Annotated in this window: 16 protein-coding genes; 7 read left to right on the top strand and 9 right to left on the bottom strand. The window is 58.2% G+C overall.

Going from position 1 to position 24,567, the window contains the following annotated elements; genetic code table 11:
• The first annotated feature begins 92 nt into the window (after positions 1 to 92).
• Entirely contained in the window at positions 93 to 1,370 is a 1,278-nt protein-coding gene (locus H1S06_RS13405) for an O-acetylhomoserine aminocarboxypropyltransferase/cysteine synthase family protein (RefSeq protein WP_181741054.1), read from the top strand.
• Here the strand turns inward: H1S06_RS13405 and H1S06_RS13400 are convergent.
• Positions 1,367 to 2,212, bottom strand: coding sequence for a LysR family transcriptional regulator (locus H1S06_RS13400; protein WP_181741053.1), 846 nt, complete (start codon positions 2,210 to 2,212; stop codon positions 1,367 to 1,369). The genes H1S06_RS13405 and H1S06_RS13400 overlap by 4 nt on opposite strands.
• A gap of 119 nt (positions 2,213 to 2,331) precedes the next feature.
• Here H1S06_RS13400 and H1S06_RS13395 point away from each other — a divergent pair, with 119 nt between their 5' ends.
• The gene (locus H1S06_RS13395) at positions 2,332 to 3,369 is read left to right on the top strand and encodes a putative sulfate exporter family transporter (RefSeq protein WP_181741051.1); all 1,038 of its coding nucleotides are present in this window, start codon (positions 2,332 to 2,334) and stop codon (positions 3,367 to 3,369) included.
• 75 nt (positions 3,370 to 3,444) lie between these two features.
• On the opposite strand, the gene can is transcribed toward H1S06_RS13395, so the two are convergent.
• Positions 3,445 to 4,107, bottom strand: coding sequence for a carbonate dehydratase (can, locus tag H1S06_RS13390; protein WP_181741049.1), 663 nt, complete (start codon positions 4,105 to 4,107; stop codon positions 3,445 to 3,447).
• Positions 4,108 to 4,194: 87 nt separating this feature from the next.
• Entirely contained in the window at positions 4,195 to 5,259 is a 1,065-nt protein-coding gene (gene hemE / locus H1S06_RS13385) for a uroporphyrinogen decarboxylase (RefSeq protein WP_181741047.1), read from the bottom strand.
• Between the two features lie 154 nt (positions 5,260 to 5,413).
• Between hemE and H1S06_RS13380 the strand changes: the two genes are divergently transcribed.
• From H1S06_RS13380 to H1S06_RS13360, 5 genes are all read left to right on the top strand, one after another.
• The gene (locus tag H1S06_RS13380; RefSeq protein ID WP_181741046.1) at positions 5,414 to 6,205 is read left to right on the top strand and encodes a helix-turn-helix domain-containing protein; all 792 of its coding nucleotides are present in this window, start codon (positions 5,414 to 5,416) and stop codon (positions 6,203 to 6,205) included.
• Positions 6,206 to 6,348: 143 nt separating this feature from the next.
• The gene (putA, locus tag H1S06_RS13375) at positions 6,349 to 9,486 is read left to right on the top strand and encodes a bifunctional proline dehydrogenase/L-glutamate gamma-semialdehyde dehydrogenase PutA (RefSeq protein ID WP_181741044.1); all 3,138 of its coding nucleotides are present in this window, start codon (positions 6,349 to 6,351) and stop codon (positions 9,484 to 9,486) included.
• A 2-nt stretch (positions 9,487 to 9,488) separates the two neighbouring features.
• The gene (locus tag H1S06_RS13370; protein ID WP_181741042.1) at positions 9,489 to 10,181 is read left to right on the top strand and encodes a delta 1-pyrroline-5-carboxylate dehydrogenase; all 693 of its coding nucleotides are present in this window, start codon (positions 9,489 to 9,491) and stop codon (positions 10,179 to 10,181) included.
• 133 nt (positions 10,182 to 10,314) lie between these two features.
• Entirely contained in the window at positions 10,315 to 11,805 is a 1,491-nt protein-coding gene (putP, locus tag H1S06_RS13365; RefSeq protein WP_181741040.1) for a sodium/proline symporter PutP, read from the top strand.
• 107 nt (positions 11,806 to 11,912) lie between these two features.
• Positions 11,913 to 12,890, top strand: a complete 978-nt coding sequence (locus tag H1S06_RS13360) for a hypothetical protein (protein ID WP_255483105.1) — start codon at positions 11,913 to 11,915, stop codon at positions 12,888 to 12,890.
• A gap of 59 nt (positions 12,891 to 12,949) precedes the next feature.
• Here the strand turns inward: H1S06_RS13360 and H1S06_RS13355 are convergent, their stop codons facing one another.
• The 6 genes from H1S06_RS13355 to pilQ all read right to left on the bottom strand — a co-directional run bounded on the left by H1S06_RS13355 (position 12,950) and on the right by pilQ (position 24,566).
• Positions 12,950 to 14,383, bottom strand: coding sequence for an FAD-dependent oxidoreductase (locus H1S06_RS13355; protein ID WP_181741038.1), 1,434 nt, complete (start codon positions 14,381 to 14,383; stop codon positions 12,950 to 12,952).
• Between the two features lie 62 nt (positions 14,384 to 14,445).
• Positions 14,446 to 18,900, bottom strand: a complete 4,455-nt coding sequence (gene gltB / locus H1S06_RS13350) for a glutamate synthase large subunit (protein ID WP_181741036.1) — start codon at positions 18,898 to 18,900, stop codon at positions 14,446 to 14,448.
• Between the two features lie 209 nt (positions 18,901 to 19,109).
• Positions 19,110 to 20,717 carry an SPOR domain-containing protein gene (locus H1S06_RS13345; protein WP_181741034.1) on the bottom strand — a complete coding sequence of 536 codons (1,608 nt, stop codon included), beginning with the start codon at positions 20,715 to 20,717 and terminating at the stop codon, positions 19,110 to 19,112.
• A gap of 36 nt (positions 20,718 to 20,753) precedes the next feature.
• Positions 20,754 to 21,842: a 3-dehydroquinate synthase gene (gene aroB, locus H1S06_RS13340; protein WP_181741032.1), complete on the bottom strand. Its 1,089-nt coding sequence runs from the start codon at positions 21,840 to 21,842 to the stop codon at positions 20,754 to 20,756.
• 21 nt (positions 21,843 to 21,863) lie between these two features.
• Complete coding sequence (gene aroK / locus H1S06_RS13335; RefSeq protein WP_255483104.1) at positions 21,864 to 22,391, bottom strand: shikimate kinase AroK; 528 nt, start codon at positions 22,389 to 22,391, stop codon at positions 21,864 to 21,866.
• A 21-nt stretch (positions 22,392 to 22,412) separates the two neighbouring features.
• The gene (pilQ, locus tag H1S06_RS13330) at positions 22,413 to 24,566 is read right to left on the bottom strand and encodes a type IV pilus secretin PilQ (RefSeq protein WP_181741028.1); all 2,154 of its coding nucleotides are present in this window, start codon (positions 24,564 to 24,566) and stop codon (positions 22,413 to 22,415) included.
• Between the last annotated feature and the right edge of the window lies 1 nt (position 24,567).

The following is a 24,567-nucleotide window of genomic DNA, read 5'->3' as shown; positions in this document are numbered from 1 at the left end:
TGCAGAACCCGATTGTATCAAGCGACTGCAGCCCGGGGCAGCCTCGCACCAGGGTGCAGCCGCACCGATCAAGTCAACAAGGAAAGCCCATAATGAAACTGGAAACACTCGCCCTCCATGCCGGCTATGCGTCCGAAACGACCACCAAGGCAGCCGCCGTCCCCATCTATCAGACGACGTCCTACACCTTTGATGATGCCCAGCACGGTGCAGACCTGTTCGATCTCAAGGTTCCCGGCAACATTTACACCCGCATCATGAACCCGACCACTGATGTGCTGGAAAAACGGGTTGCTGCAATGGAGGGCGGCGTGGCGGCATTGGCGGTTGCATCCGGCATGGCTGCAATCACCTATACCATTCAGACACTGGCCGAGGCCGGAGACAACATCATCTCCACCAGTGAACTGTACGGCGGCACCTACAACCTGTTTGCCCATACCCTGCCGCGTCAGGGACTGGAAGTCCGTTTCGTCAAAATGGACGATTTTGCGGCGCTGGAAAGCAAAATCGATGCTCGTACCAAGGCGATTTACTGCGAGTCCGTCGGCAACCCGTCCGGCGGCATTGCCGATATTGAAAAAATGGCCGAGATCGCCCACCGCCACGGCGTCCCCCTGGTGGTCGACAACACCGTGCCCAGCCCGGCCCTCTGGCGTCCGATCGAACAGGGCGCGGACATCATCGTGACCTCCGCCACCAAGTATATTGGTGGCCACGGCACGACCATTGGTGGCGTTATTATCGACTCGGGCAACTTTCCCTGGGCCGAACACAAGGAACGCTTCCCGCTGTTGAACGAACCGGACGTGTCCTACCACGGCGTGGTTTACACTGAGGCTTTTGGCCCGGCCGCCTTCATTGGCCGTGCCCGCGTCGTGCCACTGCGCAACATGGGCGCAGCCCTCTCCCCCATGAGCGCTTTCATGCTGATGCAGGGACTGGAAACACTGGCGCTGCGCATGGAACGCGTCTGCGAAAACACGCAAAAGATTGCCGAATATCTGGAAAATCACCCGGAAGTCGTTTGGGTCAACTATGCCGGCCTGGAAAGTCACAAGGACCACGCACTGGCGCAGAAATACATGGGCGGCAAGGCATCCGGCATCCTCAGCTTCGGCCTCAAGTCCGGCCGCGAGGGCACCCGTACCTTCTACGATGCACTGCAGATCTTCCTGCGTCTGGTCAACATCGGTGATTGCAAGTCACTGGCCTCTATCCCGGCCGAAACCACTCACCGTCAGCTCAACGACGAAGAACTGAAATCTGCCGGCGTCTCACCCGAGATGGTGCGCCTGTCGATCGGCATCGAGCATGTCGATGATCTGATCGCCGACCTGGACCAGGCCCTGGCCAAGAGCGTTCGCTAAGTCCGACTCTCGGCTGGGCAGTACGCCAGAAAACGTGCCACGGCAGCGGTATCAGGCCGCTGCCGATGGCGCAGCAGATACAGCTGACGCCGAATGCTGCGCTCCGGAGCCAGTACCAGCAGCTCACCGCTACGCAAAGACTGCCGGACCACATGACGCGACAGGCAACTGACACCCAACCCGGCCCGAACTGCATTGTGAATGGCCTCGGAACTGCCCAGTTCCAGCACTGGCCGTATGCCTTCCAATGTTCCCAGCAGCTCCTGCTCAACCACTCTCCGTGTCCCTGACCCGGATTCACGCATGATCCAGGGCAGATCGTCCAGCGAGTATCCGGCAAAGACCGGGGCAGCCACTATGACCATTTCGTCCTGTCGCCAGGGCGTCATCACCAGATCGGGATGTAACGCGCTCCCCTCGATCAACCCCAGATCCAGCTCAAACCTGAGCATCTGTTCGGCGATCTCATCGGTGTTGGCAATCTCGATCCGTTCACACGGCAGATCGGTGCCGGCCTGTCCCAACAGGTGCGGCAGCAGGTAATTGCCGATGGTCGTGCTGGCACCCACTTTCAACTGCCCACCATCGCTGTGAAACAGGTTCTCCGCATCAGCGGCCTGCATCAACAGCGCCCGTGCCCGGGGCTGCAGGGCACGGCCGTTGGCATTCAGCACCAGCCGTTTGCCGACACGGTCGAACAGCTTCTCACCCAACCGCGACTCCAGTTCCGACAAGGCGTTACTGGCAGCCGACTGAGACAACGCCACAGCTGTCGCCGCCCGTGTAGTTGACCCCGTTTCAATCACGGCAAGAAAGACTTCCAACTGACGCAACGAGAGCATTACCACCTCATACCAGAACCGAACCTATCGAAAAAACAGGTTAATAATACCAAATCAATCCGTTTTAAACTTATAACCAAACGCCTTAAAGTGCACCCCTGATTTCAAGGAGGTGCTCCATGACACTGCCACTACCGGTCCATATCCGCCAGCCACTTCCCGGCCTTCTGCTGACACTGGGTATTAGCCTGGTTGCCCTGCTGCTGGCACAGCTGCCGCTGCCCGGCGTAAGCATCATCGGCCCGCTGACGCTGGCAATGCTGCTGGGTATTCTGATCGGGCACTGGGGAAGCGACACACTGGAGCAACGCAGTGAGACAGGCCTTCAGTTCAGCCGCCACTACCTGCTGCGCGCCGGTATCATCCTGTATGGACTGCGCATCAGCCTGGCTGACTTGCACAGCGCCGGTCTCAACGCCTTGGCAATCGATCTGGTCATGGTCATCGGCATTCTATTGGCAGCCGCCTGGATCGGAATACGCTGGCTCGGACTGGATGCGCGAACCGCTGTTCTGATTGGTGCCGGCAGCGCCATTTGTGGTGCCGCAGCAGTGCTGGCCAGCGCTCCCGCCATTCGTGCCCGCCAGCAGGCCGTGCCGGTTGCCATTGCCACCGTTGTCCTCTTCGGCAGTGCCGCCATGCTGCTCTACCCCTGGCTCTTCGCCCATGACTGGACTGTGCTGCCGGGTGATAATGCCGACATCGCCTTCGGCCGTCTGGTCGGCGCCACCACCCATGAAGTCGCACAGGTTACCGCCGTGGCAGCAGCCCTGCCCGCCGACGCAGCACATGCCGCCGTGGTGACCAAGCTGATGCGCGTGATGCTGCTGGTGCCTGTCTTGCTGGTTTTGAGCCAGGTGTTCGGCCGGCAAAAGCACCAGAGCCGGGCTCAAACCCGTGCCCTGCCCATTCCCTGGTTTGCACTGATTTTCATGTGTCTGCCGCTGGTCAACAGTCTGGAGCTGCTTCCGCCACAAACACTGGAATGGTTGCACCGGCTGGATCAACTGTGTCTGGCCATGGCCATGGCCGCTCTCGGTTTTGCTACCCGTATCAGCGCCATTCGAGCAGCGGGCTGGAAACCCATGCTGCTGGGTGCCCTGTTGTTTGTCCTGCTGCTGCTAAGCGGCACACTGCTCACCCTGCTGCTGAACTGACCTGTCCCTGTAACCAAAAGGCCCCTGCCGTTTCCGACAGGGGCCTTTTCACGTCCAAAGCCGACCGTGCCAGCGTCAGCTGAAGGCCCGTGTCGACTCAACCCGGGCAATTGCCTGCTGCAGTTCCGGCTCGGTTTCCGCCGCACTACTGGCACAAAAATCCAGATCGGTCAGCCGGCCGTTTTTGAGACTATAAACCCACCCATGAATATTCAGCTCCTGCCCCCGCGCCCAGGCATCCTGCACAATCGTGGTATTACACACATTGTAGGCCTGCTCCACCGCGTTCAGCTCACACATCATGTCCACCTGAGCCGGGGTATCCTTCCAGGGACCCACCAGCGCACGGTGCTTGTTGTATACCACTCGAATATTGCGCAGCCAGTTGTCAATCAGGCCATGGGAGCGCTGCTCCAGAGCCGCCCGCACACCGCCACAACCATAGTGACCGACCACCATCACATGCTTGACCTTCAGCACCTCAACCGCGTACTGCAATACCGACAAGCAGTTCATGTCCGTATGTACCACAATGTTGGATACATTACGGTGCACGAACAGCTCGCCCGGCAACAGGTCCACGATTTCGTTGGCGGGCACACGGCTGTCGGAACAGCCGATCCACAGATATTCAGGTGCCTGCTGACCTGCCAGCGTGGGGAAAAACGCCGGGTCCTGCTCGCGCAGACGATCCGACCAGGTGCGGTTATTGGCAAAGAGGTTTGACAGTTTTTTCATGATTTTTCAGTCCGTAAAAACAACACAGGCAGCGGTGCAGGGCACCGCTGCCTGTCAGACTTACTCGCAGGACGAGCACTTCGAATATTAACGGTGATACTGGGCGCTCAGCTCATGTACTGCATCCACAAACACCTTGGCACTTTCCGGGTCTACGAACTGATGAATGCCGTGCCCCAGGTTGAATATATGGCCGTCTCCAGTCCCAAAGCGCTGCAGTATATCCGCTACTTCAGCACGAATGCGGTCAGCCGGCGCATAGAGCACACTCGGATCCATATTCCCCTGCAGAGCAACCCGGTCACCGACCCGGCGACGCGCGTCATCAATGTTGGTGGTCCAGTCCAGCCCCAGGGCATCGGCACCGGTGTCGGCCATCACTTCCAGCCACTGGCCACCGTTCTTGGTGAACAGGATTACCGGAACCCGACGACCTTCATGTTCGCGAATCAGGCCCGACACGATCTGCTGCATGTACTTCAGCGAGAACTCCCGGTACATGGGACCACTGAGCACCCCTCCCCAGGTATCGAAGATCTGTACCGCCTGGGCGCCACAGCGGATCTGTTCATTCAGGTAGGTGGTAACCGACTGCGCCAGCTTGTCCAGCAGCGCGTGCATCACCTCGGGAGTGGCGTACATCATCCGCTTGATATGGCGGAAGTCCTTGCTGGAGCCACCCTCGACCATGTAGGTCGCCAGGGTCCAGGGACTGCCGGAAAACCCGATCAGCGGCACCCGGCCGGACAGGGCGCCACGGATTTCGGTCACCGCCGCCATCACGTAATCCAGGTCGGTTGCCGCATCCGGTATCGGCAGCTCCGCCACATCCTGTTCGGTACGAATCACTTTCTTGAAGCGGGGCCCCTCGCCCTGTTCAAAGTACAGGCCCAACCCCATGGCATCCGGGATGGTCAGAATGTCGGAGAACAGAATGGCCGCATCCAGATCATAGCGTTCCAGCGGCTGCAAAGTCACCTCACACGCCAACTCGCGGTTCTTGCACAAACTCAAGAAATCCCCCGCCTGAGCCCGGGTCGCCCGATACTCGGGCAGATAGCGCCCTGCCTGACGCATCATCCAGACCGGGGTCACATCGACCGGCTCACGCAGCAGTGCACGCAGAAAGCGATCGTTTTTCAGTTCAGCCATCTCGCCATCTATCCTGTAAGTCAGAGTTCATTTGCCGCTATTGTACCCGTAATGGCAGTCAAATGCGCTCCGCCTGATCACATCACACCCGTTACACTGTATGATTAATAGGCTAAGGTTAACCGTAATAACGCTAAAACGGTGGCGACGCCCTATGACCCACAGCACCAAAGTTCTGACTCTGCCCCCGTCCGCCGACCAACACGACCACCAGCACCATCAACTGGTATTCGGGTTGGAAGGAGAGACCGCGTTCGAGCTGGTCGGGCGCAGCCGCGAAGTCCGTATCGGTCACGGTTGTCTTGTTCCCTGCGCCACTGACCATGTTTTCAGCGGGCTGGGCGACAACCGCATTCTGGTTCTTGATCTGCCCACCGAAAGCACCGACCGTCTGCAGCAGGAGCGGATCAACCGATTGTTTCAACACCCCTCCTATTTCCACTGCCCCCCTGAACTGCAGCTGCTGTTGCGTTCGCTCAGCCGTGAAATCCAGCACAACCCCGAAGACCGGCTGCTGCAGGAAGCCTGCTGCAATACCCTGATCTGTGCCCTGCAACGCCAACTGGACCACAGTCTGCCGGCACGAGTGCGGGGTAAGCTGAACATGGAGCTGTTGGATGACTATATTGATACCCATATGGACCGACGCATGCCCGTCGATGAATTGGCGGGATTGTTCTGTCTCAGCAGCAGTCAGTTTTTTGCCCGCTTTCGCGAGCAGTCCGGCCTGACACCGAGTCAGTATGTCCATGAGCGCCGTCTGCAAGCCGTACGTGATGCCCTGATCCACGCCCCCGATTCCATCGCTCAACTGGCCAGCCGCTTCGGTTTTTGCAACCAGAGCGCACTGACCCGGGCCTTCAGCCAGCGTTTCGACCTGTCGCCGGCCCAGTTCCGCCGCCAATGGAGCCAACACCCGTCAGAGGATTGCGCAAAACAACCATAGAAACTGACAAGACCGCTCCTTAACGGCTGTTATTAAATGTCCGGCTCAGTGGGCAATTCCGCTCCCTGAACCGGCAAAAACCAAGAGTACCGCCCTGTCCGATACGACAGCGCGCCACTTGCGGATGAGTTGAGGAAAAGTCTATGTTCAAAGCGATCGATGCACTGCATCCGGGATTGATCGAGCAGCCGCTGGCGGCGCTCTGGGAGCAGATCTCCCCGCTTTACGCCATTGACGAGAGCCGCTGGCTCAGGGAGCTGATGGCACTGGCCGAACCGACCGGCGATCAGATTCGTCAGGCGGAATCCCGTGCCACCAGCCTGATCGAACAGGTTCGGGCCGACGACGGCGCCATTCACATGATCGACGCCCTGCTGCTGGAATACAGCCTGGATACCCGTGAGGGTATTCTGTTGATGTGTCTGGCCGAAGCGCTGATGCGCATCCCCGATGCCGACACCGCCGATGCGCTGATTCGCGACAAGCTCAGCGTCGCCGACTGGAAGAGTCATCTGAAAAATTCCGACTCCCTGCTGGTCAACGCCTCCACCTGGGGCCTGTTGCTGACCGGCAAGGTTGTCACCATGGATGAACGCGAGGATGGCACCCCGTCCGGCGTCATCAACCGCCTGGTCAACCGCATGGGCGAACCGCTGATCCGCAAGGTGATGCAGCAGGCGATGAAAATCATGGGCCACCAGTTCGTCCTCGGCCGCGACATCAAGGAAGCCATGAAGCGCGGCAGTGAAGAGCGCCAGAAAGGCTACACCTATTCCTTCGACATGCTCGGTGAGGCCGCACTGACCCGCGCCGATGCCGCCAAATACCTGAACGATTACAGCCGCGCCATCGATTTCGTCGGCAGCTACCAGGACCAAAAAGCGAAGGGTCCCAAACCCAGCGTTTCCATCAAGCTGTCGGCCCTACATCCGCGCTACGAGCCGGGCCAGGAAGAGCAGGTCATGGAGCAGTTGTTCACCACGGTGCTCAAGCTGATTCGTCAGGCCCGTGCACAGGATGTCGCCATCACCGTTGATGCCGAGGAAGCCGATCGACTGGAACTGTCTCTGCAACTGTTCCAGAAACTGTACCAGCACCCGGATTGCCAGGGCTGGGGCGGTTTTGGTCTGGTGGTACAGGCCTATTCCAAGCGTGCCCTACCGGTGCTGATCTGGCTGGCGGCATTGGCCAAACGGCAGGGCGACCTGATCCCGATCCGTTTGGTCAAAGGCGCCTACTGGGATTCAGAGATCAAGCTGTGTCAGCAAAAGGGGCTGGACGGCTATCCGGTCTACACCCGTAAAGAATCCACTGATGTTGCCTACCTCGCCTGCGCCCGCTTCTTGCTAAGTTCCCATATCAAGGGACTGATCTGGCCACAGTTTGCCAGCCACAACGCACACACGGTCGCTGCCATCATGACCGAAGCACAGCACGACCAGTTCGAGTTCCAGCGCCTGCACGGCATGGGCGATGCACTCTATGACCGCGTCCTGGAACAGGCCGGTGTTGCCGTGCGCATCTACGCCCCCGTGGGCAACCACAAGGATTTGCTGCCCTATCTGGTGCGCCGCCTGCTGGAGAACGGTGCCAACAGCTCCTTCGTCCACCGCCTGGTGGATGCCCGCTGCCCGATCAGCGACCTGACCGAGCACCCCTGGCTGACACTGAACAAGCGCAACCCGCTACACAACCCGCACATTCCGTTGCCACGCGACATCTACGGCCAACAGCGTCCCAACTCCCGCGGCCCCAACATCGACATTCACTGCGAATGGGCGCCGTTCAGTGCCAAGGTTAGCGCTTGGCTGGAGCATCAGTGGCTGGGTGGCCCCATCATCAATGGCACACGCATTGATAGCGGCAACATTCAGACAGTCAAGGCACCTTACGATCACCGCCATCACACCGGTCAGGTTCACTTTGCCGACGCCGAACTGGTCGCACAGGCCATTCAGGTTGCGCATGACGGCTTTGCCGACTGGCAGGCTACGCCCGTGGGCATCCGCACCCAGGCCCTGATGCGCCTTGGTGATCTGCTGGAAGAGCACTTGGCCGAACTGGTCGCCCTGTGTCACCAGGAGGCAGGTAAAACCATTCAGGACAGTATCGACGAAGTGCGCGAGGCGGTCGATTTCTGTCGCTATTACGCCTTGGGCGCCAATGAACTGTTCAGCGCACCGCTCAAACGCACCTTGGCCGACGGCAACAGCCACGCCATGATGCGCAACGGCCGTGGCGTGTTTGTCTGCATCAGCCCGTGGAACTTCCCGCTGGCGATCTTCCTTGGTCAGGTCACGGCCGCACTGGCTGCCGGAAACACGGTTGTTGCCAAGCCTGCCGAGCAGACCAGTCTGATCGCCTGCCGCGCCGTCGAACTGATGCTCGAAGCCGGCGTTCCGGCAACCGCCATTCAATTGCTGCCCGGCCGTGGCGCCGAAGTCGGCACACCGCTGACCTCCGACCCACGCATCGCCGGGGTCGCGTTCACCGGTTCAACCGAGACCGCCCGCCTGATCAACCGCACCCTGGCCTCACGGGACTGCGCTCCCGTACCACTGATCGCCGAAACCGGTGGCCAGAATGCCATGATCGTCGACTCGACTTCGCTGCCGGAACAGGTCATTCAGGACGCCGTGCAGTCCGCCTTCGCGTCCGCCGGTCAGCGCTGCTCGGCCCTGCGTGTCATCTGTGTCCAGAAGGATATTGCAGACCGTGTCATCGATCTGCTCAAGGGCGCCATGGCCGAACTGAAGACCGGCAATCCCTGCCTGCACAGCACCGATGTGGGACCGGTCATCGACACCGGCGCACAACAGGGGCTGCTCAGCTATATCGACCATATGAACGCTCAGGCAACTCTGCTGGCACAGACCCCGCTGCACACCGAATCCGAGCAAGGTACCTTTGTGCCGCCCACTGCGTTTGAAATCGACTCGATCGAGCGCCTGGGACGCGAGCAGTTTGGCCCGATCATGCATCTGGTGCGTTATGACGCTCGTGATCTGGATGCGCTGATCGATCAGATCAACCGCTGTGGCTACGGACTGACGCTGGGTATCCATACCCGCAACGAGGGAACCGCCGCTCATATCGAATCCCGTGCACGTGTCGGCAACACCTATATCAACCGCAACCAGGTCGGCGCTACCGTCGGCGTACAGCCGTTTGGCGGTCAGGGCCTGTCCGGCACCGGCCCCAAGGCTGGCGGCCCACACTATCTACTGCGCTTCACCCGGCTGCAGCCGATCACATCAACGTTTGACAAGGCGGAGGGATAAACATGCAGCATTTCGACACTCAGGCCATTGCCATCTGGGAAGCCTGGAACCGTCGCGGCTTTGCCGACCGTTGCCAACACTTGGCCAGTGCCCTGGAGCATTTGCCTGCCCACGCCGAAGCCGCGCTGACCGAGCGCCTGGCCAGCCAGGTTCTGAATGACGCTGGCCCGTTGGGGAAGGTACTGGAAATGCCCGGACCGACCGGCGAATCCAACGAACTCTATCTGACCGGACGTGGCCTGGCACTGGTCTCTGGAACCGACAGCAGCAGTGAAACTCTGCTGGCCTGCCAGCTGCTGGCAACCCTGGCCTGCGGTAATACCGTGGTACTGAGGTGGCCCGGACAGGAAGCATGGACGACCGCCTTGGCCAGCGCTCTGCACCAGGCCGGCGTACCCCGTGCCATGCTGGTGGTAGACAACGAAACACCCGCCGCAGAACTGTTGGCAGAAGAGGCCTTGCGACTGGTGGTGACCAGCTGCACGCCAGCCCAGGAAATCGAACTGAACCGTCGTCTGGCCGAACAGGACAGTGTACTGGTTCAACTGGTGGCAGAAACCGACCTGCAGCATTGCCCGCTGCTGACCAGTCCCGATTTTCTGCTGCGTCTGGTGACGGAAAAAACCCGCACTATTAACACAACCGCTGTCGGCGGCAACGCTACTTTGCTTGAGCTGGGTAGCCGTACCGTCTAACGTAACATGAATGGAGGGGTTCCCAAGGTGCCCCCCGCATTCATTGTCGACCTGTCTCAGCTTCTCTGAGTTCGTGCATGAGACAGGCGCACAATAACACGCTCCTGACCGGGGCCACAGAGAGGCTTTTTGCATGATTGAAAACAACTATGCGGTGTACGGCACCTTTATTGTCTACCTGATTATGATGCTGGCCATCGGGGTTATCGCCTATCAGCGCACCGCCAACTCCTCCGACTACTTTTTGGGCGGCCGCTCACTGGGCCCCTGGCCTGCAGCGCTGTCTGCAGGCGCATCCGACATGAGCGGCTGGCTGCTGCTGGGGCTGCCAGGCTATGCCTACGGTTCCGGCATGGAAGCCATTTGGCTGGCGGGCGGTCTGTTACTGGGTACCTGGGCCAACTGGAGGTTTACCGCCAAACGCCTGCGTACGTACAGTATCGAAGCCGGTGATGCCTTGACACTACCGGAATACTTTGCCAACCGCTTCCAGGACCGGTCGCGACTGCTGCAGGTGATTTCAGCCTTCTTCATTCTGCTGTTCTTCCTGTTCTACACCAGTTCCGGGCTCGTGGCCGGCGGTAAGCTGTTTGAAACCGTGTTCGGTCTTGAGTACACCACTGCACTCATCGTCGGCACCCTCTGCATTGTGTCCTATACACTGTTTGGCGGTTTTCTGGCAGTTTCCTGGACCGACCTGGTACAGGGTCTGCTGATGGCCGCAGCCCTGCTGATCGTACCGGTTGCAGCCATTCAGGCCGATGGTGGTTTTAGTGTCATGTGGGCCGCTGTCGAAGCGAAAAATCCCGAACTGCTGACCATCTTCAACGACGCCAATGGCGACCCACTAAGCCTGATCGCGATCGTCTCCCTGGCAGCCTGGGGTCTGGGCTACTTCGGTCAGCCACATATCCTGGCGCGTTTCGCAGCCTGCCGCAGCAACGATGAAATCCCGACCGCACGCCGCATTGCTGTCGGCTGGAGCGGTCTGTCCATGGCCGGTGCTGTTCTGGTTGGCCTCGCCGGTATGCTGTTCGTGGAAACTCAACTGGGTGGTGAACTGGGTGATGGCGAGACCATCTTCATGCTGCTGGTCAACGCCATTTTCCACCCGGTGATTGCCGGCATCCTGCTGGCGGCCATTCTGGCAGCTATCATGAGTACCGCCGACTCCCAGCTGCTGGTGTCCTCATCCGCACTGGCGGAAGACTTCTACAAACAGCTGCTGCGCAAAGATGCGTCACAGAAGGAAATTGTAATGGTCGGCCGTCTGGCCGTTATCGGCCTGTCTCTGATCGCCATGTTCCTGGCCTTTAACCCGGACAGCACCGTCCTCGGTCTGGTGTCCTACGCCTGGGCAGGTTTCGGCGCCGCCTTTGGCCCTGCCCTGTTGATAAGTCTGTACTGGAAACGCATGACTCGCAACGGCGCGCTGGCCGGTATTGTTGTGGGTGCTGTGACAGTGGTTGTCTGGAAGCAGCTGTCCGGCGGACTGTTCGACCTGTACGAGATCGTGCCCGGCATTGTGCTGGCAACCATCGCTATTGTTCTGGTATCCCTGCAGGGTGCCGAACCCAATGCCGAAGTACAGGCGCAACACGAGCGGATGCTCAAGAACCTCTGATTGTTTCTCTCAGAATGAAACGGCAGCCCGCGTTCGCGCGTGCTGCCGTTGCCTCGGCTCCTGATATCATCTATACCTTTGAGTAAACCCTCAGAGATGTTGTCAGCATGAAAGCCTTCATCCCGCCACTTGTTGCCCTCTCCCTTGCTTCCAGCCTGCCGGTCATGGCAAACAGCGTTTCAGACCTGCCCGACTGGGCCGCCAGCCGCCTGGATCAGACCCACGACACCGTCGGTCAATGGGTCGATCATTCAGCCCGCAGTCTGGATGGCTGGCTCGGCACCGACGACAACCTGACCGTAGACAACCACTCCTACCTGCGTTTCACGCTGGAAAATGCCTGGCAAGAGTCGCAGGGATTCAGCAACGATTTGGGCGTTCGTTTCAAGCTTGATCTGCCCACCAGTAAAAAGCGCCTGCGCCTGCTGATCGAAAGCGATCCGGAGGAATCCCTCGGCAGCCTTTCCGAACAGGGCAGTGACAGCCAGCTCAACCAGCGCCTGGACAGCAACAACGTCATTATTGGTCTCGACGCCCTGAACCGGGATGACAAGCGCCAACACTGGAGCTACAGAGCAGGGGGTGGGATCAAGCTTAAACTGCCGCTCGATCCCTATGCCCGCGCCATCGGCGAGCGCCTTTGGCGTCTGGGCGACAGCCCTTGGGAACTGCACAGCCATAACCGCCTGTCCTGGTTCAACAGTGACGGCTATTCGGCACGCAGCAGCTGGGAACTGGCTCGTCCACTGACATCCGCTCGCCGTCTGCGCTCACACTCCCAGCTGCAGTGGCAAGAGTCGGAAGACACACTGGAATTTTCCCAGCGTTTCGAGATCGCCCACCGACTCAACCATCGCACGACCCTGCGCAACGGCCTGATCATGGTGGGGGAAAGCCTGTCGAGCCCACACATGAATGACTATTACCTGCAAAGCTGGTACCGGCGTGATATCCACAAGGGCCGCCTGTTTCTGGATGCGATTCCCGAACTCCACTTCGAACGTGAATCCGACTTCGAACCGCGCTGGGCCTTCACTCTGAGACTGGAGCTATACCTGAGAAAGTCGATCGATCGTGCCCTCTAGCCGATATAAAAACGGGCGCCTTTCAGGCGCCCGTTGACATTGCCTGGCAGTCCTAATGATCAGACATCCAGATAACCCAGAATGCCTTCGGCTGCCTTACGGCCCTCGTCAATCGCCGTGACCACCAGGTCGGAACCTCGCACCATGTCACCACCGGCAAACACCTTGGCATTACTGGTCTGGAAGGCATGGCGGCGCGCCTGCTGAGGCTGCGCTTCCGCCTTGATGCGACCGTCTTCATGCAGATCGATGCCGAAGTCGGCAAACCAGGGAGCCGGGCTGGGCCGGAAACCGAACGCCACCAGCACCGCATCAGCCGCCAGTACTTCTTCCGACCCCGGCACGACTTCCGCACGACGACGACCATTGGCATCCGGCTCACCCATGCGCGTCGCTACCACCTTGACGCCCTTGACCTTGCCGCTTTCACCCACGATTTCAACCGGCTGACGATTGAACAGGAAGCGAACACCTTCCTCGCGCGCGTTTTCCACTTCACGCTTGGAGCCCGGCATGTTCGCCTCATCACGACGATAGGCGCAAGTCACCGACTCCGCACCTTGACGAATGGAAGTACGGTTACAGTCCATGGCCGTATCACCCCCGCCCAGTACCACCACCTTCCGGCCCTCTACGCTGATGAACTCGGCAGCATCCCGCTCGAAGCCCAGGCAGTGATTGACATTGGAAATCAGGAAGGGCAACGCATCGAACACCCCATCCAGGTCCTCGCCCGGAAAACCGCCTTTCATGTAGGTGTAGGTACCCATGCCAAGAAACACGGCATCGTACTCGTCCATCAGTTCCTGCATGCTGATGTCCTTGCCGACATCCGTGTTCAAACGAAACTCAACACCCATCTCGGTAAACACTTCGCGGCGGCGGCTCATCACGCTCTTTTCGAGCTTGAATTCGGGAATGCCGAAGGTCAACAGGCCACCGATCTCGGGGTTGCGGTCGAACACCACCGGTTTGACGCCGTTACGCACCAGAATATCGGCACATCCAAGGCCTGCGGGGCCCGAACCAATCACGGCGACCCGCTTGTCGGTCCATTGCACCTTGGACATGTCCGGTTTCCAGCCCATGGCGAAGGCGGTATCCGTGATGTACTTTTCAACCGAACCGATAGTCACGGCGCCAAAGCCATCATTCAGAGTACAGGCCCCTTCACATAGACGGTCCTGGGGGCAGACACGGCCACAGACCTCCGGCAGAGTATTGGTCTGATGGCTCAGCTCCACCGCTTCCATGATATGCCCTTCGGTTACCAGCTTCAGCCAGTTGGGGATAAAGTTGTGGACCGGACATTTCCATTCACAGTAGGGGTTGCCACATTCCAGGCAACGGTGCGCCTGGGAAGAGGCATCCCGAGGCTTGAAGGGCTCATAGATTTCGGCAAACTGCCGTTTGCGCACGTCCGCCGGAATTTTCTCCGGCCCCTGACGGCCAACATCGATAAACTGGAAATCGTTTTTCAGACGGTCAGTCATATTACCACCTCGTCCGGCACCCGCCGCTTGGGCGGGTGCTGCAAGTTAGTCGTTCGCTGTGCTTACTCGGGGCGTACACGCACGGTATTCAACAGATCATTCAGACTCGCGGCCTTGGGCTTGACCAGCCAGAACTTGCCGCTGAAGTCATAAAAGTTGTCCAGGATCTCACGACCCCAGGCGCTACCGGTTTCAGCGGTAAACTCTTCGATCACCGAGCGCAGATGGTTCTTGTACGCTTCCATCTGTTCGGTCGATACGCGATGGATATCCACCAGTTCGTGGTTGTATTTGTCCACGAAACTGTTGTCCATATCCAGGACGTATGCAAAGCCACCGGTCATCCCGGCACCGAAGTTGTAACCGGTTTCTCCCAGCACCATCACCATGCCGCCGGTCATGTATTCACAGCAGTGATCACCCGCTCCTTCAATGACGGCGTGACAGCCGGAGTTACGCACCGCAAAACGCTCGCCGGCCTGGCCTGCTGCAAACAGCTTGCCGCCCGTAGCGCCATACAGGCAGGTATTGCCGATGATGGCCGTTTCATTGGACTTGAACGTCACCTCGCTGAACGGACGCACCACGATCTTGCCGCCCGCCATGCCCTTGCCGACATAGTCGTTGGCATCACCTTCCAGCAGCAGATGCTGGCCGCCCGCGTTCCAGACCCCGAAAGACTGGCCGGCATGCCCCCGGAAACGGAAGGTAACCGGCACAGCATCCATGCCCAGATTACCGTGATGGCGGGCAATTTCACCGGATGTGCGGGCCCCCACGGAGCGGTCGCAGTTGGTGATTTCCAATACCCACTCTCCTCCCTGCCGGTCGGCAATGGCAGCGCTCGACAGTTCCAGCATGCGGGTGTTCAGCGAACCCGCATCATAGGGCTCGTTGCGTGCCTGCTGGCAAGTATGCGGATATTCGTCCGGCACCCCGGCCGTCCCGATGATCGGTGTCAGATCCAGGTGGCCCTGTTTGTCCGTGACCCCCGGCAGTGTTTCCAACAGATCAACACGCCCGATCAGTTCATCCAGGCTGCGTACCCCCAGCTGGGCCATCAGCTGACGCGTTTCTTCCGCGATGAAACGGAAGAAGTTTTTCACCATTTCCACGGTACCGCGGAAATGGTCGTTACGCAGATCTTCACGCTGGGTTGCCACACCAGTTGCACAGTTGTTCAAATGGCAGATACGCAGATATTTGCACCCCAATGCCACCATCGGCATGGTCCCGAAACCAAAGCTTTCCGCTCCCAGAATGGCTGCTTTCACAACATCCAGGCCGGTTTTCAGACCGCCATCCGTCTGCAGGCGGATTTTGCCGCGCAGCTGGTTGGCACGCAGCGCCTGCTGAGCGTCGGCCAGACCCAGCTCCCAAGGGGAACCGGCATAGTGGATGGAAGTCAGCGGAGACGCTGCTGTACCACCGTCGTAACCGGAGATGGTAATCAGATCTGCGTAGGCCTTGGCCACGCCACAGGCAATGGTACCGACCCCTGGACGAGACACCAGTTTGACCGACACCAGCCCTTCCGGGTTGATCTGCTTGAGATCGAAGATCAGCTGCGCAAGGTCCTCGATGGAATAGATATCATGATGCGGGGGTGGCGAGATCAGGGTGACACCCGGGACCGAGTAGCGCAGACGCGCGATCAGGTCATTGACCTTACCGCCCGGCAACTGTCCGCCTTCACCCGGCTTGGCGCCCTGAGCCACCTTGATCTGCATGACATCGGCGCTCATCAGGTATTCCGGCGTCACACCAAAGCGACCGGAAGCGACCTGCTTGATCTTGGAGCGCTTCATCGTGCCGTGACGGGCCGGATCTTCACCCCCCTCACCAGAGTTGGAGCGGCCACCCAGTTCGTTCATGGCGACCGCCAGTGCCTCATGTGCCTCAGGAGACAGAGCACCCAGCGACATGGCTGCACTATCAAAACGCGGGAAGATGTTTTCGACCGGCTCAACATCCGCCAAAGCAACCGGCGTACGGTGCCGCTTCAATCCCAGCAAATCGCGCAGAGTCGCCACGCCACGGTTGTTTACCAGTTCCGCATACCGCTGATAGGCTGCCGTATCACCCGTTGTCACCGCCTCCTGGATGGTTTTGACCACATCCGGATTGTAGGCGTGGTACTCGCCACCATGCACATATTTCAACAGTCCACCCTGACGAATCGGTTTTCGAGCCGTCCAGGCCTCGTACGCCAACTCCGCCTGATCCGCCTGAAAATCGGCAAAACGAGCCCCTTCGATGCGACTGCAAACACCTCGGAAACACAGATCAACCACTTCGCTGGCAAGCCCCACCGCTTCGAACAGCTGGGCACCACGATAGGATGCGATCGTGGAGATACCCATCTTGGACAGGATCTTCAGCAGCCCCTTGTTGATGCCCTTGCGGTAGTTTTCGTGCGCCTGCAGCGGTTCAATTCCCAGCTCCCCGGTACGGCACAGATCATTCAGCACCCGGTAGGACAGATAGGGATAAACCGCCGTCGCGCCAAATCCAAAGAGCACGGCGAAGTGATGCGGGTCACGCGCCGTTGCCGTTTCCACAATCAGGTTGGTTTCGCAACGCAGCCCCTTTTCGACCAGATGATGGTGTACCGCACCGGTCGCCATGGAGGCATGCATCGGCAATTTTCCCTGCTCCAGATAAGCATCGGTCAGAATCAGCAGGACCTTGCCACTGCGGGCCGATTCTTCCGCCTGTGCGCATAGATCGCGTACCGCCTGTTCCAACCCGAGCTGCGGATCGTACTGGAGGTCCAGCCGCTGCGACTCAAAGCCTTCGTGGGGGCAATCGAGCAAGTAACGGAATTTATTGGCTGACAGGACCGGTGTCGTCAGAATGATGCGACGGGCGTGTTCCGGTGTTTCCTCAAATACGTTCTGCTCGGCACCAATACAGGTTTCCAACGACATGACGATCGCTTCGCGCAACGGGTCGATCGGCGGGTTGGTCACCTGGGCAAACTGCTGACGGAAGTAATCATAGGGCGAACGGATTTTGCTCGACAGCACCGCCATCGGCTTGTCATCCCCCATCGAGCCTACGGCTTCCATCCCGGTTTCACCCAGTGGGCGCAGTACCTGCTCTCGTTCTTCGAACGAGACCTGGAACATTTTCATGTACTGGCGGGTTTCTTCCGGCGACATTTCACGGAAAGAGCGGGACTCCAGCTCGAAGCTCATGGTCTGTTCCAGACGGATCGCCTTTTCCTTCAGCCACTGCTTGTAAGGCTGGCCGGACTTGAGCTTGTTGTCGACATCTTCGGTATGCAGAATTTCACCCGTATGGGTATCGATGGACAACATCTGGCCCGGCCCCACACGCCCCTGGGCCACGATATCTTCCGGTGCATAATCGAATACACCGATTTCCGAAGCCGTACAGATATAGCCGTCCCGCGTCATCACCCAGCGGGAGGGACGCAGACCATTGCGATCCAGCATGCACACGGCAAAACGGCCATCGGTCATCACCATGCCCGCCGGACCATCCCAAGGCTCCATGTGCATGGAATGGTAGTCGTAGAAAGCACGCAGCTCGGAGTCCATGGTTTCCACGTTCTGCCAGGCTGGAGGCACGATCATCCGAACCGCCTTGTAAATATCCATGCCTCCCACCAGCAGGAACTCCAACATATTGTCCATACTGGAAGAGTCAGAACCGGTGGTATTCACGATGGGTTGCAGCTCATCCAGATTCGGCAGCAGCTCAGTGACAAATTTGGTACGGCGGGCGCGTGCCCAGTTGCGGTTGCCATCAACGGTATTGATTTCGCCGTTGTGCGCCAGGAAGCGGAAAGGTTGTGCCAGAGGCCAGCGAGGTGCTGTATTGGTAGAGAAGCGTTGGTGGTAAGTACAGATGGCCGTTTCGAGGCGGGGGTCGTTCAAATCTTGATAAAACACCGGAAGATCGACCGGCATCATTAAGCCTTTGTAGGAAAGTACCTTATCGGAAAGGCTACATATATAAAAATCGGGGTCTTGGCTGAGGGTTTTTTCGGTGAGTCGGCGGGCGGTAAAAAGGCTGACGGCGAATTCTCTTTCATTCTTGCCGTTTGGGTTGATAAATACCTGCTCTATACGAGGTAAGGTATCCTTCGCGATCGGTCCCAAACAGCTTTGATCTATTGGAACTTCTCGCCAGCCTGCTATTCCCAGGCCTTGTGCCTCCACGGCACTGTTCAACTCGTTTCGGGCTTGCTCGGCAAGCGCCGCCTCCCTGGACAGGAACACCATGCCAACCGCATAGCGGTCACTCAGCTCAATGCCCTGCTCTTCTTGCATGACCGCACGCAGAAAACTATCAGGCTTCTGCATCAGCAATCCACAACCATCCCCTGTTTTGCCGTCCGCAGCAATCCCCCCGCGGTGAGTCATGCAAGCCAATGCTTCAATCGCTTTGTCCAACACATCATGACTGGCTTGTCCCTGCATATGGGCCATCAGGCCAAAGCCACAATTGTCCTTGAACTCTCCGAGGCGATAAAGACCTTTGTTCATAAGCCGACCTCACTAAAAACTCTTTAAAAACAAGTAGTTATATAATCTCCTTTCTCCCGGGGCACGACTGACGGGCAAAAAGGGGAAGCAATTCTACATGCGCTTTGGGTAAAGAACAAATTTTATTCAAGACTTATGACAATTTTAGTCCATAAAAAAGGCACCTATAGGTGCCTTTTTAACTGCCAATTCCCTGATTTTTCAGGAAATTACTGTTTTTTCCGAATATCCGCCTTTACCCCTGCAATAGAGCGCGCCCAAGGCCGTAATTGCTGCAACGGCGTGGGTAATTGCTGCGCCGCCTTCAGCGCTGAAGCGCGATCGGCATACTGCCCATAGACCACAACATGCCAAGGTTTTCCTTTATAAAGGGTGCGGAAATAATAGAAACGTTCCGGCTGTTTTTGCCCCTGTATAAACGTCTTAATGCTGTTTTCGTCACGCGCGCCCAGAACCTGCAATGTATACCCCTGCTCGGGCCAACCCAGCAATTCCTGCTCCCGCAGCCAAGCGTCAGCCACGCCCGCTGACGCGGCAACCGGCTCCGGTTTGGGCTCTGGCTTAGGCTCTGGCTTAGGCGCTGGCTTGGGCGCTGGCTTGGGCGCTGGCTTGGGCTCTGGCTTGGGCTCTGGCTTGGGCTCTGGCTTGGGCTCTGGCTTGGGCTCTGGCTTGGGCTCTGGCTTGGGCTCTGGCTTGGGCGCCGATTTGGGTTCCGGTTCTGGAGCAGTCGCAGACTCAGGCGCCAGCTCGGAAGCAGGCTCAGGTGCAGGCACGTGATTCGGCTCCATTTGAGAGCGCATCTCTCCTGATGAAGGAGCCGGAGTCCATGTATCCTCCAGCGTGCCGGGTTCACCAGCCGGCACCTGAACGACTGCTGACGGCCGGCCGGCCGAGCGGTCGGCCAACGCCGGTTCAACTTCAACCACCACATCCGATGCGTTACCCACTTCGGCCCGCGGAATCTGCTGCACAATCAAAGGGCGTGTCACACGCTCACCGGCAACGGAGGCCTGTTCATCGTCATCATCCGGAAGGTATTGCCAGATTGCCACTGCAAACACCAGTAACAGAATGACAAAGGCAGCACTGATATGCCGTGGGGGCATCGGCAATTTGTCAACCGAGCGCGAACGGGGAGCCTGTGCCTCACCATTCTGCAAAAACTCGACGACAGCCTGCCGCAGCCGGGCCGGACGTCCGGCGGATTGCTCAACCAGCCGATACAGCTGCCGCTCACTCAGCACCACCCCATCGGGCAGCAACGATTCGATATACTCCGCCGACTCATCGGCTGTAAAGGGCGCCAGGCGTTCAATATGAAGATGCCCCTCAAGACGCTGATCCATCTCAAGGTCGTGAAAATGCCGTTCGAATGCCGGTGTCCCCGCCAGCAGGATGCGTGGCGCAATCGGGCCCAGAGAGGCGAAGTTGATCAAGAGCTCAAGCGCATTGTTGGTCAAATAATCGGCATCATCGATCATCAAGACCAACGGCAACTCGTCCGCCGCCAGCTGCTTGGCCAGTCCATGCAGCTGCGACAGGCGAGCCTGATTGCCATCGACCGGCTCCATCTGCAATGCATGGGTGAGTGCCTGCAATAACCCAGTCACATCGGCCGTTGCCTCGAAACCGACCAACGCCGAGCGCCCCGTTGTGGCCTGCCCTTCCTGCTCCAGCTTGCGCAGCAGGGTGGTTTTGCCGCATCCTTCAGCGCCTGTAATCAGGATCAGGAAGTCGGAAAAACGCACCAAATGCTGTAACTTTTCCGACAACTGCAATCGCGACCCCGGCTCATGATAAAAACTGGGTACACTCATGTTTGAACTCTCACTCCCTTCCTGAATCCTGCTCGATTACAGCTGCCCCAAGCGCTCGCCGGCAGCCAGTGTTGCAGCCAGGTGCTCCTGCGAAAAATCCGATGTTACGACCGCCTGCCCCACATTCTGCAACAACACCAGGCGCAGACTGCCATCAATGACCTTTTTATCCACGGCCATCAATTCGATAAACCGCTCTGCGGACATTTCCGCAGGCGGCAGAACCGGCAGGCCTGCCGCCAGGAGGATACGGCGGATACGCTCCAGTGACGACGGCGATATCCAGCCCAGTCGCGCTGACAGATCCGCCGCCATCATGGTACCGGCGCCGACCGCTTCACCATGCAGCCACTGCCCATACCCCTGGTCGGTCTCGATCGCATGACCGAAGGTGTGTCCCAAATTCAGCAGCGCACGTATCCCGGACTCCCGCTCATCCAACGCCACCATTTCCGCCTTGATTGCACAGGAACGATAGATCGCATAACTCAGCGCACCCGCTTCACGACGACGCAGCGCCGGCATATTCAGCTCCAGCCAAGACAAAAAAGCCTCATCGTGAATAAGGCCATATTTGATCACTTCCGCCAAGCCCGCTGACAGCTCCCGCTCCGGCAATGTTGCCAATACATCGGTATCCGCCAGCACAACCTGAGGCTGGTGGAAAGCCCCGATCATGTTTTTGCCAAGGTGATGGTTCACACCGGTTTTCCCTCCAACCGAAGAGTCTACCTGCGACAACAAGGTGGTCGGAACCTGAATAAAGGCAACCCCGCGCTGATAGCAGGCCGCCGCAAAACCGGTCATATCACCCACCACGCCACCTCCCAGAGCAACCAAGGTGGTCGTGCGGTTATGCCGCCGCTCCAGCAACCCGTCAAAGATCCGGTTGACGTGCTCCAGGTCCTTGTAAGCCTCGCCGTCCGGCAGAATCACCGTATCTACCTGGAATGCCGACAGTTGCGCCTGCAGCCTGTCCAGATACAGAGGCGCTACGGTTTCATTGCTGACAATCATCACTTGCCGCCCCTTTATGAAAGGGACCAGCAGAGGGCGTGACAGCAGATTCTGGCCAATATGAATGGGGTAGCTGCGCTCCCCCAGATCAACATTCAGCGTTTGCATCAGTAAATCTCCGCAGGCGCGTTATTCGGATGTGTGGAGGGGCTTCTGTCGTTTCAAAAAACGGATAATATCATTGACGACACCACGCGGGTGTCGGCGGTCGGTCTTGATAAGCAGATCACAACAGGAGCGATACAGCGGGTCCCGCTCCTCAATCAGGGCTTCAAGCACGGCACGGGGATTTTCCGTTTGCAGCAAAGGGCGATTACGGTCCTTGGCGGTCCGTTCAAGCTGCTGTTCAATGGAGGTATGCAGATAGACAACCGTGCCCCGGCTTTGCAGGTTACGGCGGTTGGCTTCACGCAGAACAGCTCCGCCCCCCGTGGCCAGCACAATATTATCCAACTGGCTGAGTTCATCAATGGCGGCTTCTTCGCGCTGGCGAAAACCTGCCTCGCCTTCCACATCAAAGATCCATGGAATATTGGTTCCGGCTCGGGCCTCAATATCACGGTCCGAGTCATGAAACTCCAGTGCCAACTCCTGGGAAAGCAAACGCCCTATGGTGCTTTTTCCAGCACCCATAGGGCCAATTAGAAACACATTCAAATTGTTCTTAGCTCTTTGTACTTATCGTCTGAGAGACTCTCGAATCATCTGCGGTGTGATGAAAATCAGGAGCTCGCGCTTGTCATTATCCGATACCCGACTCTTGAACAGGTTACCCACAACCGGTAGATCTCCCAACAGCGGAGTCTTGGAAATGGTTTCACTGGTCTGATTGCGCAGCACACCGCCCAATACCACGGTTTCACCATCGCTCACCACAATCGAGGTGCGCAGCTCCTGCTTGTTGATCAACCGGTTGCCCAACTCGTCATAAACTTCGCCCACGGAGTCTTCCGTAATGATCAGATCCAGCTGAACCTTGTCGCCCGGAATAATCTGCGGCACCACATCCAGCTTCAGGACCACTTCCTTCCACTCAACGGTCATCTTGCCATCGGCATCAATGGTCCGCGTGGGGACTTCCTGACCAGCTTTGATCACCGCCGGCTTGCCGTTCGTGGTAATCACTTTCGGCTGAGAAACGATTTCCAGCTTGCCGTCGCTTTCCATCGCCAGCAGCTCTGCCGACAGCAGGAAGCGATCCGTCAGGAAGCCGAATGCCAGGCCCGATGTCGCTCGATCAACACCCAGATCCACCATCAGGTTGCCGGGAATCGTCATATTCTCTTTCAGCGCGTCGGAATCTTCAACAGCGTCCGCCATATCCTGGCTCAGAATCGGGTTGTGCACCACCGGCGTGGACGGGAAGTTGGGCGAACCACCAATACTCCAACGGTCATTTTTAAAGCCGGCACCCCAGCGAATACCCAGCTCTTTCGCCGCGGTATTGGAGGCCGTCACCAGGCGTGCCTGTACCATGACCTGAGCGACTTCAACGTCGAATTGCTTGATGGTGTCACGAATTTCTTCGACCTGTTTGGCCGTCTCACGTACCATCAACACGTTGGTTTCATCATCCGCCATGGCAAAGCCGCGTTCCGAAACCAGCTTCGCCTCTTCTACGCGTTCCTTGATAACCGATGCCTTGCGGTAATCGATCTGGATAAATTCGGTCACCAGCGGCGCAACCGTGATTTCGCTCTGCTGGCTCTGCAATTCCACCGCTTCTCGCTGAGCAATTTCCCCTACTGTGCCAACCAGCAGTACATTACCGGTTTCACGCTTGTCCAGCCCCTTGGTCTTCAACACAATGTCCAGCGCCTGATCCCAAGGCACGTTTTTCAAACGCAGGGTAATATCGCCCTGAACATTATCGCTGACGACCAGGTTTTTTTCGGCCACTTCGGCAATAATCTGCAGCACGGTACGGATTTCGACATTCTGGAAATTCAGGTCGATCTTTTCACCCTTGTAGGGGAAGAAGTCTTCCTTTGCCTTTTGTTCGGCAGGCGTCAGAGGCTGAAAATCCAGCACCAGCTGGCTGCCGCTCTGATATGCCATGTAGTCATAAGGTGAAGCGGTGGGGTTGATCAGGATGGTGGCATTACTGCCGTTGACCACGGTATCGATATAATTCACCGGCGTGGCGAAGTCCTGCACATCCAGGCGCTGCTGCAGTGCCGGATTCAGGTTGGCACCGGTCAGATTGACCACCACATTGCCACCCTCTTCCACGATATCGAGATTGGCACCCTCATCATTCAGCTCAATAGTGACACGCCCACGATCACCGTCCAGGCGGTGGAAGTCAATGCCCCGTACCTGCGAAGGTTCGGCCGGCGCGTTACGCGGTGCTGAAGCCGCCTGATTGGCTTCCGCTGCATGCGTACGCGCAACGGCGGAGTCACCACCCAGCTCCAGCAGCAGCGAGTTGCCTTCGGCACGGATATCGTAGCCCACGACTGCATTCAGGTTGGTTACAATACGCATGCGGCCATTGGCTTCGGCAAAATGCAGGCTGTCGACATCGCCCGATTTGACGGCCAGGGTTTTCTGCGCCATGGCACTGCCGGTCTCCGCCAGGTCGATCACGAGACGCGGCGGCGTTTCAATAAGGTATACCTTGGGTTCGGACGGGGCACCATCAAAATTCATCTGCACTTCGATTTTCTTGCCCGGCAGGGAGACAAAGCTGACATCCTCCAGCATGGCTGCCTGAGCCGTACGACCAACAAGCGTCAACATCAGCGCACTGAGCAGGAGCCAGAACGGCACCAGGCTTCGGGTCTGCATCCGGTTAATCTCGATCCGTCTATGTCTGTTCACGGTCTGCATC

Origin of the sequence: Marinobacterium marinum (genome assembly GCF_013868415.1) — a bacterium.
GTDB classification, from domain to species: Bacteria; Pseudomonadota; Gammaproteobacteria; order Pseudomonadales; family Balneatricaceae; genus Marinobacterium; species Marinobacterium marinum.
Note: the sequence above shows the minus strand (reverse complement) of the source record. Positions and strands in the feature narration are given on the sequence as shown.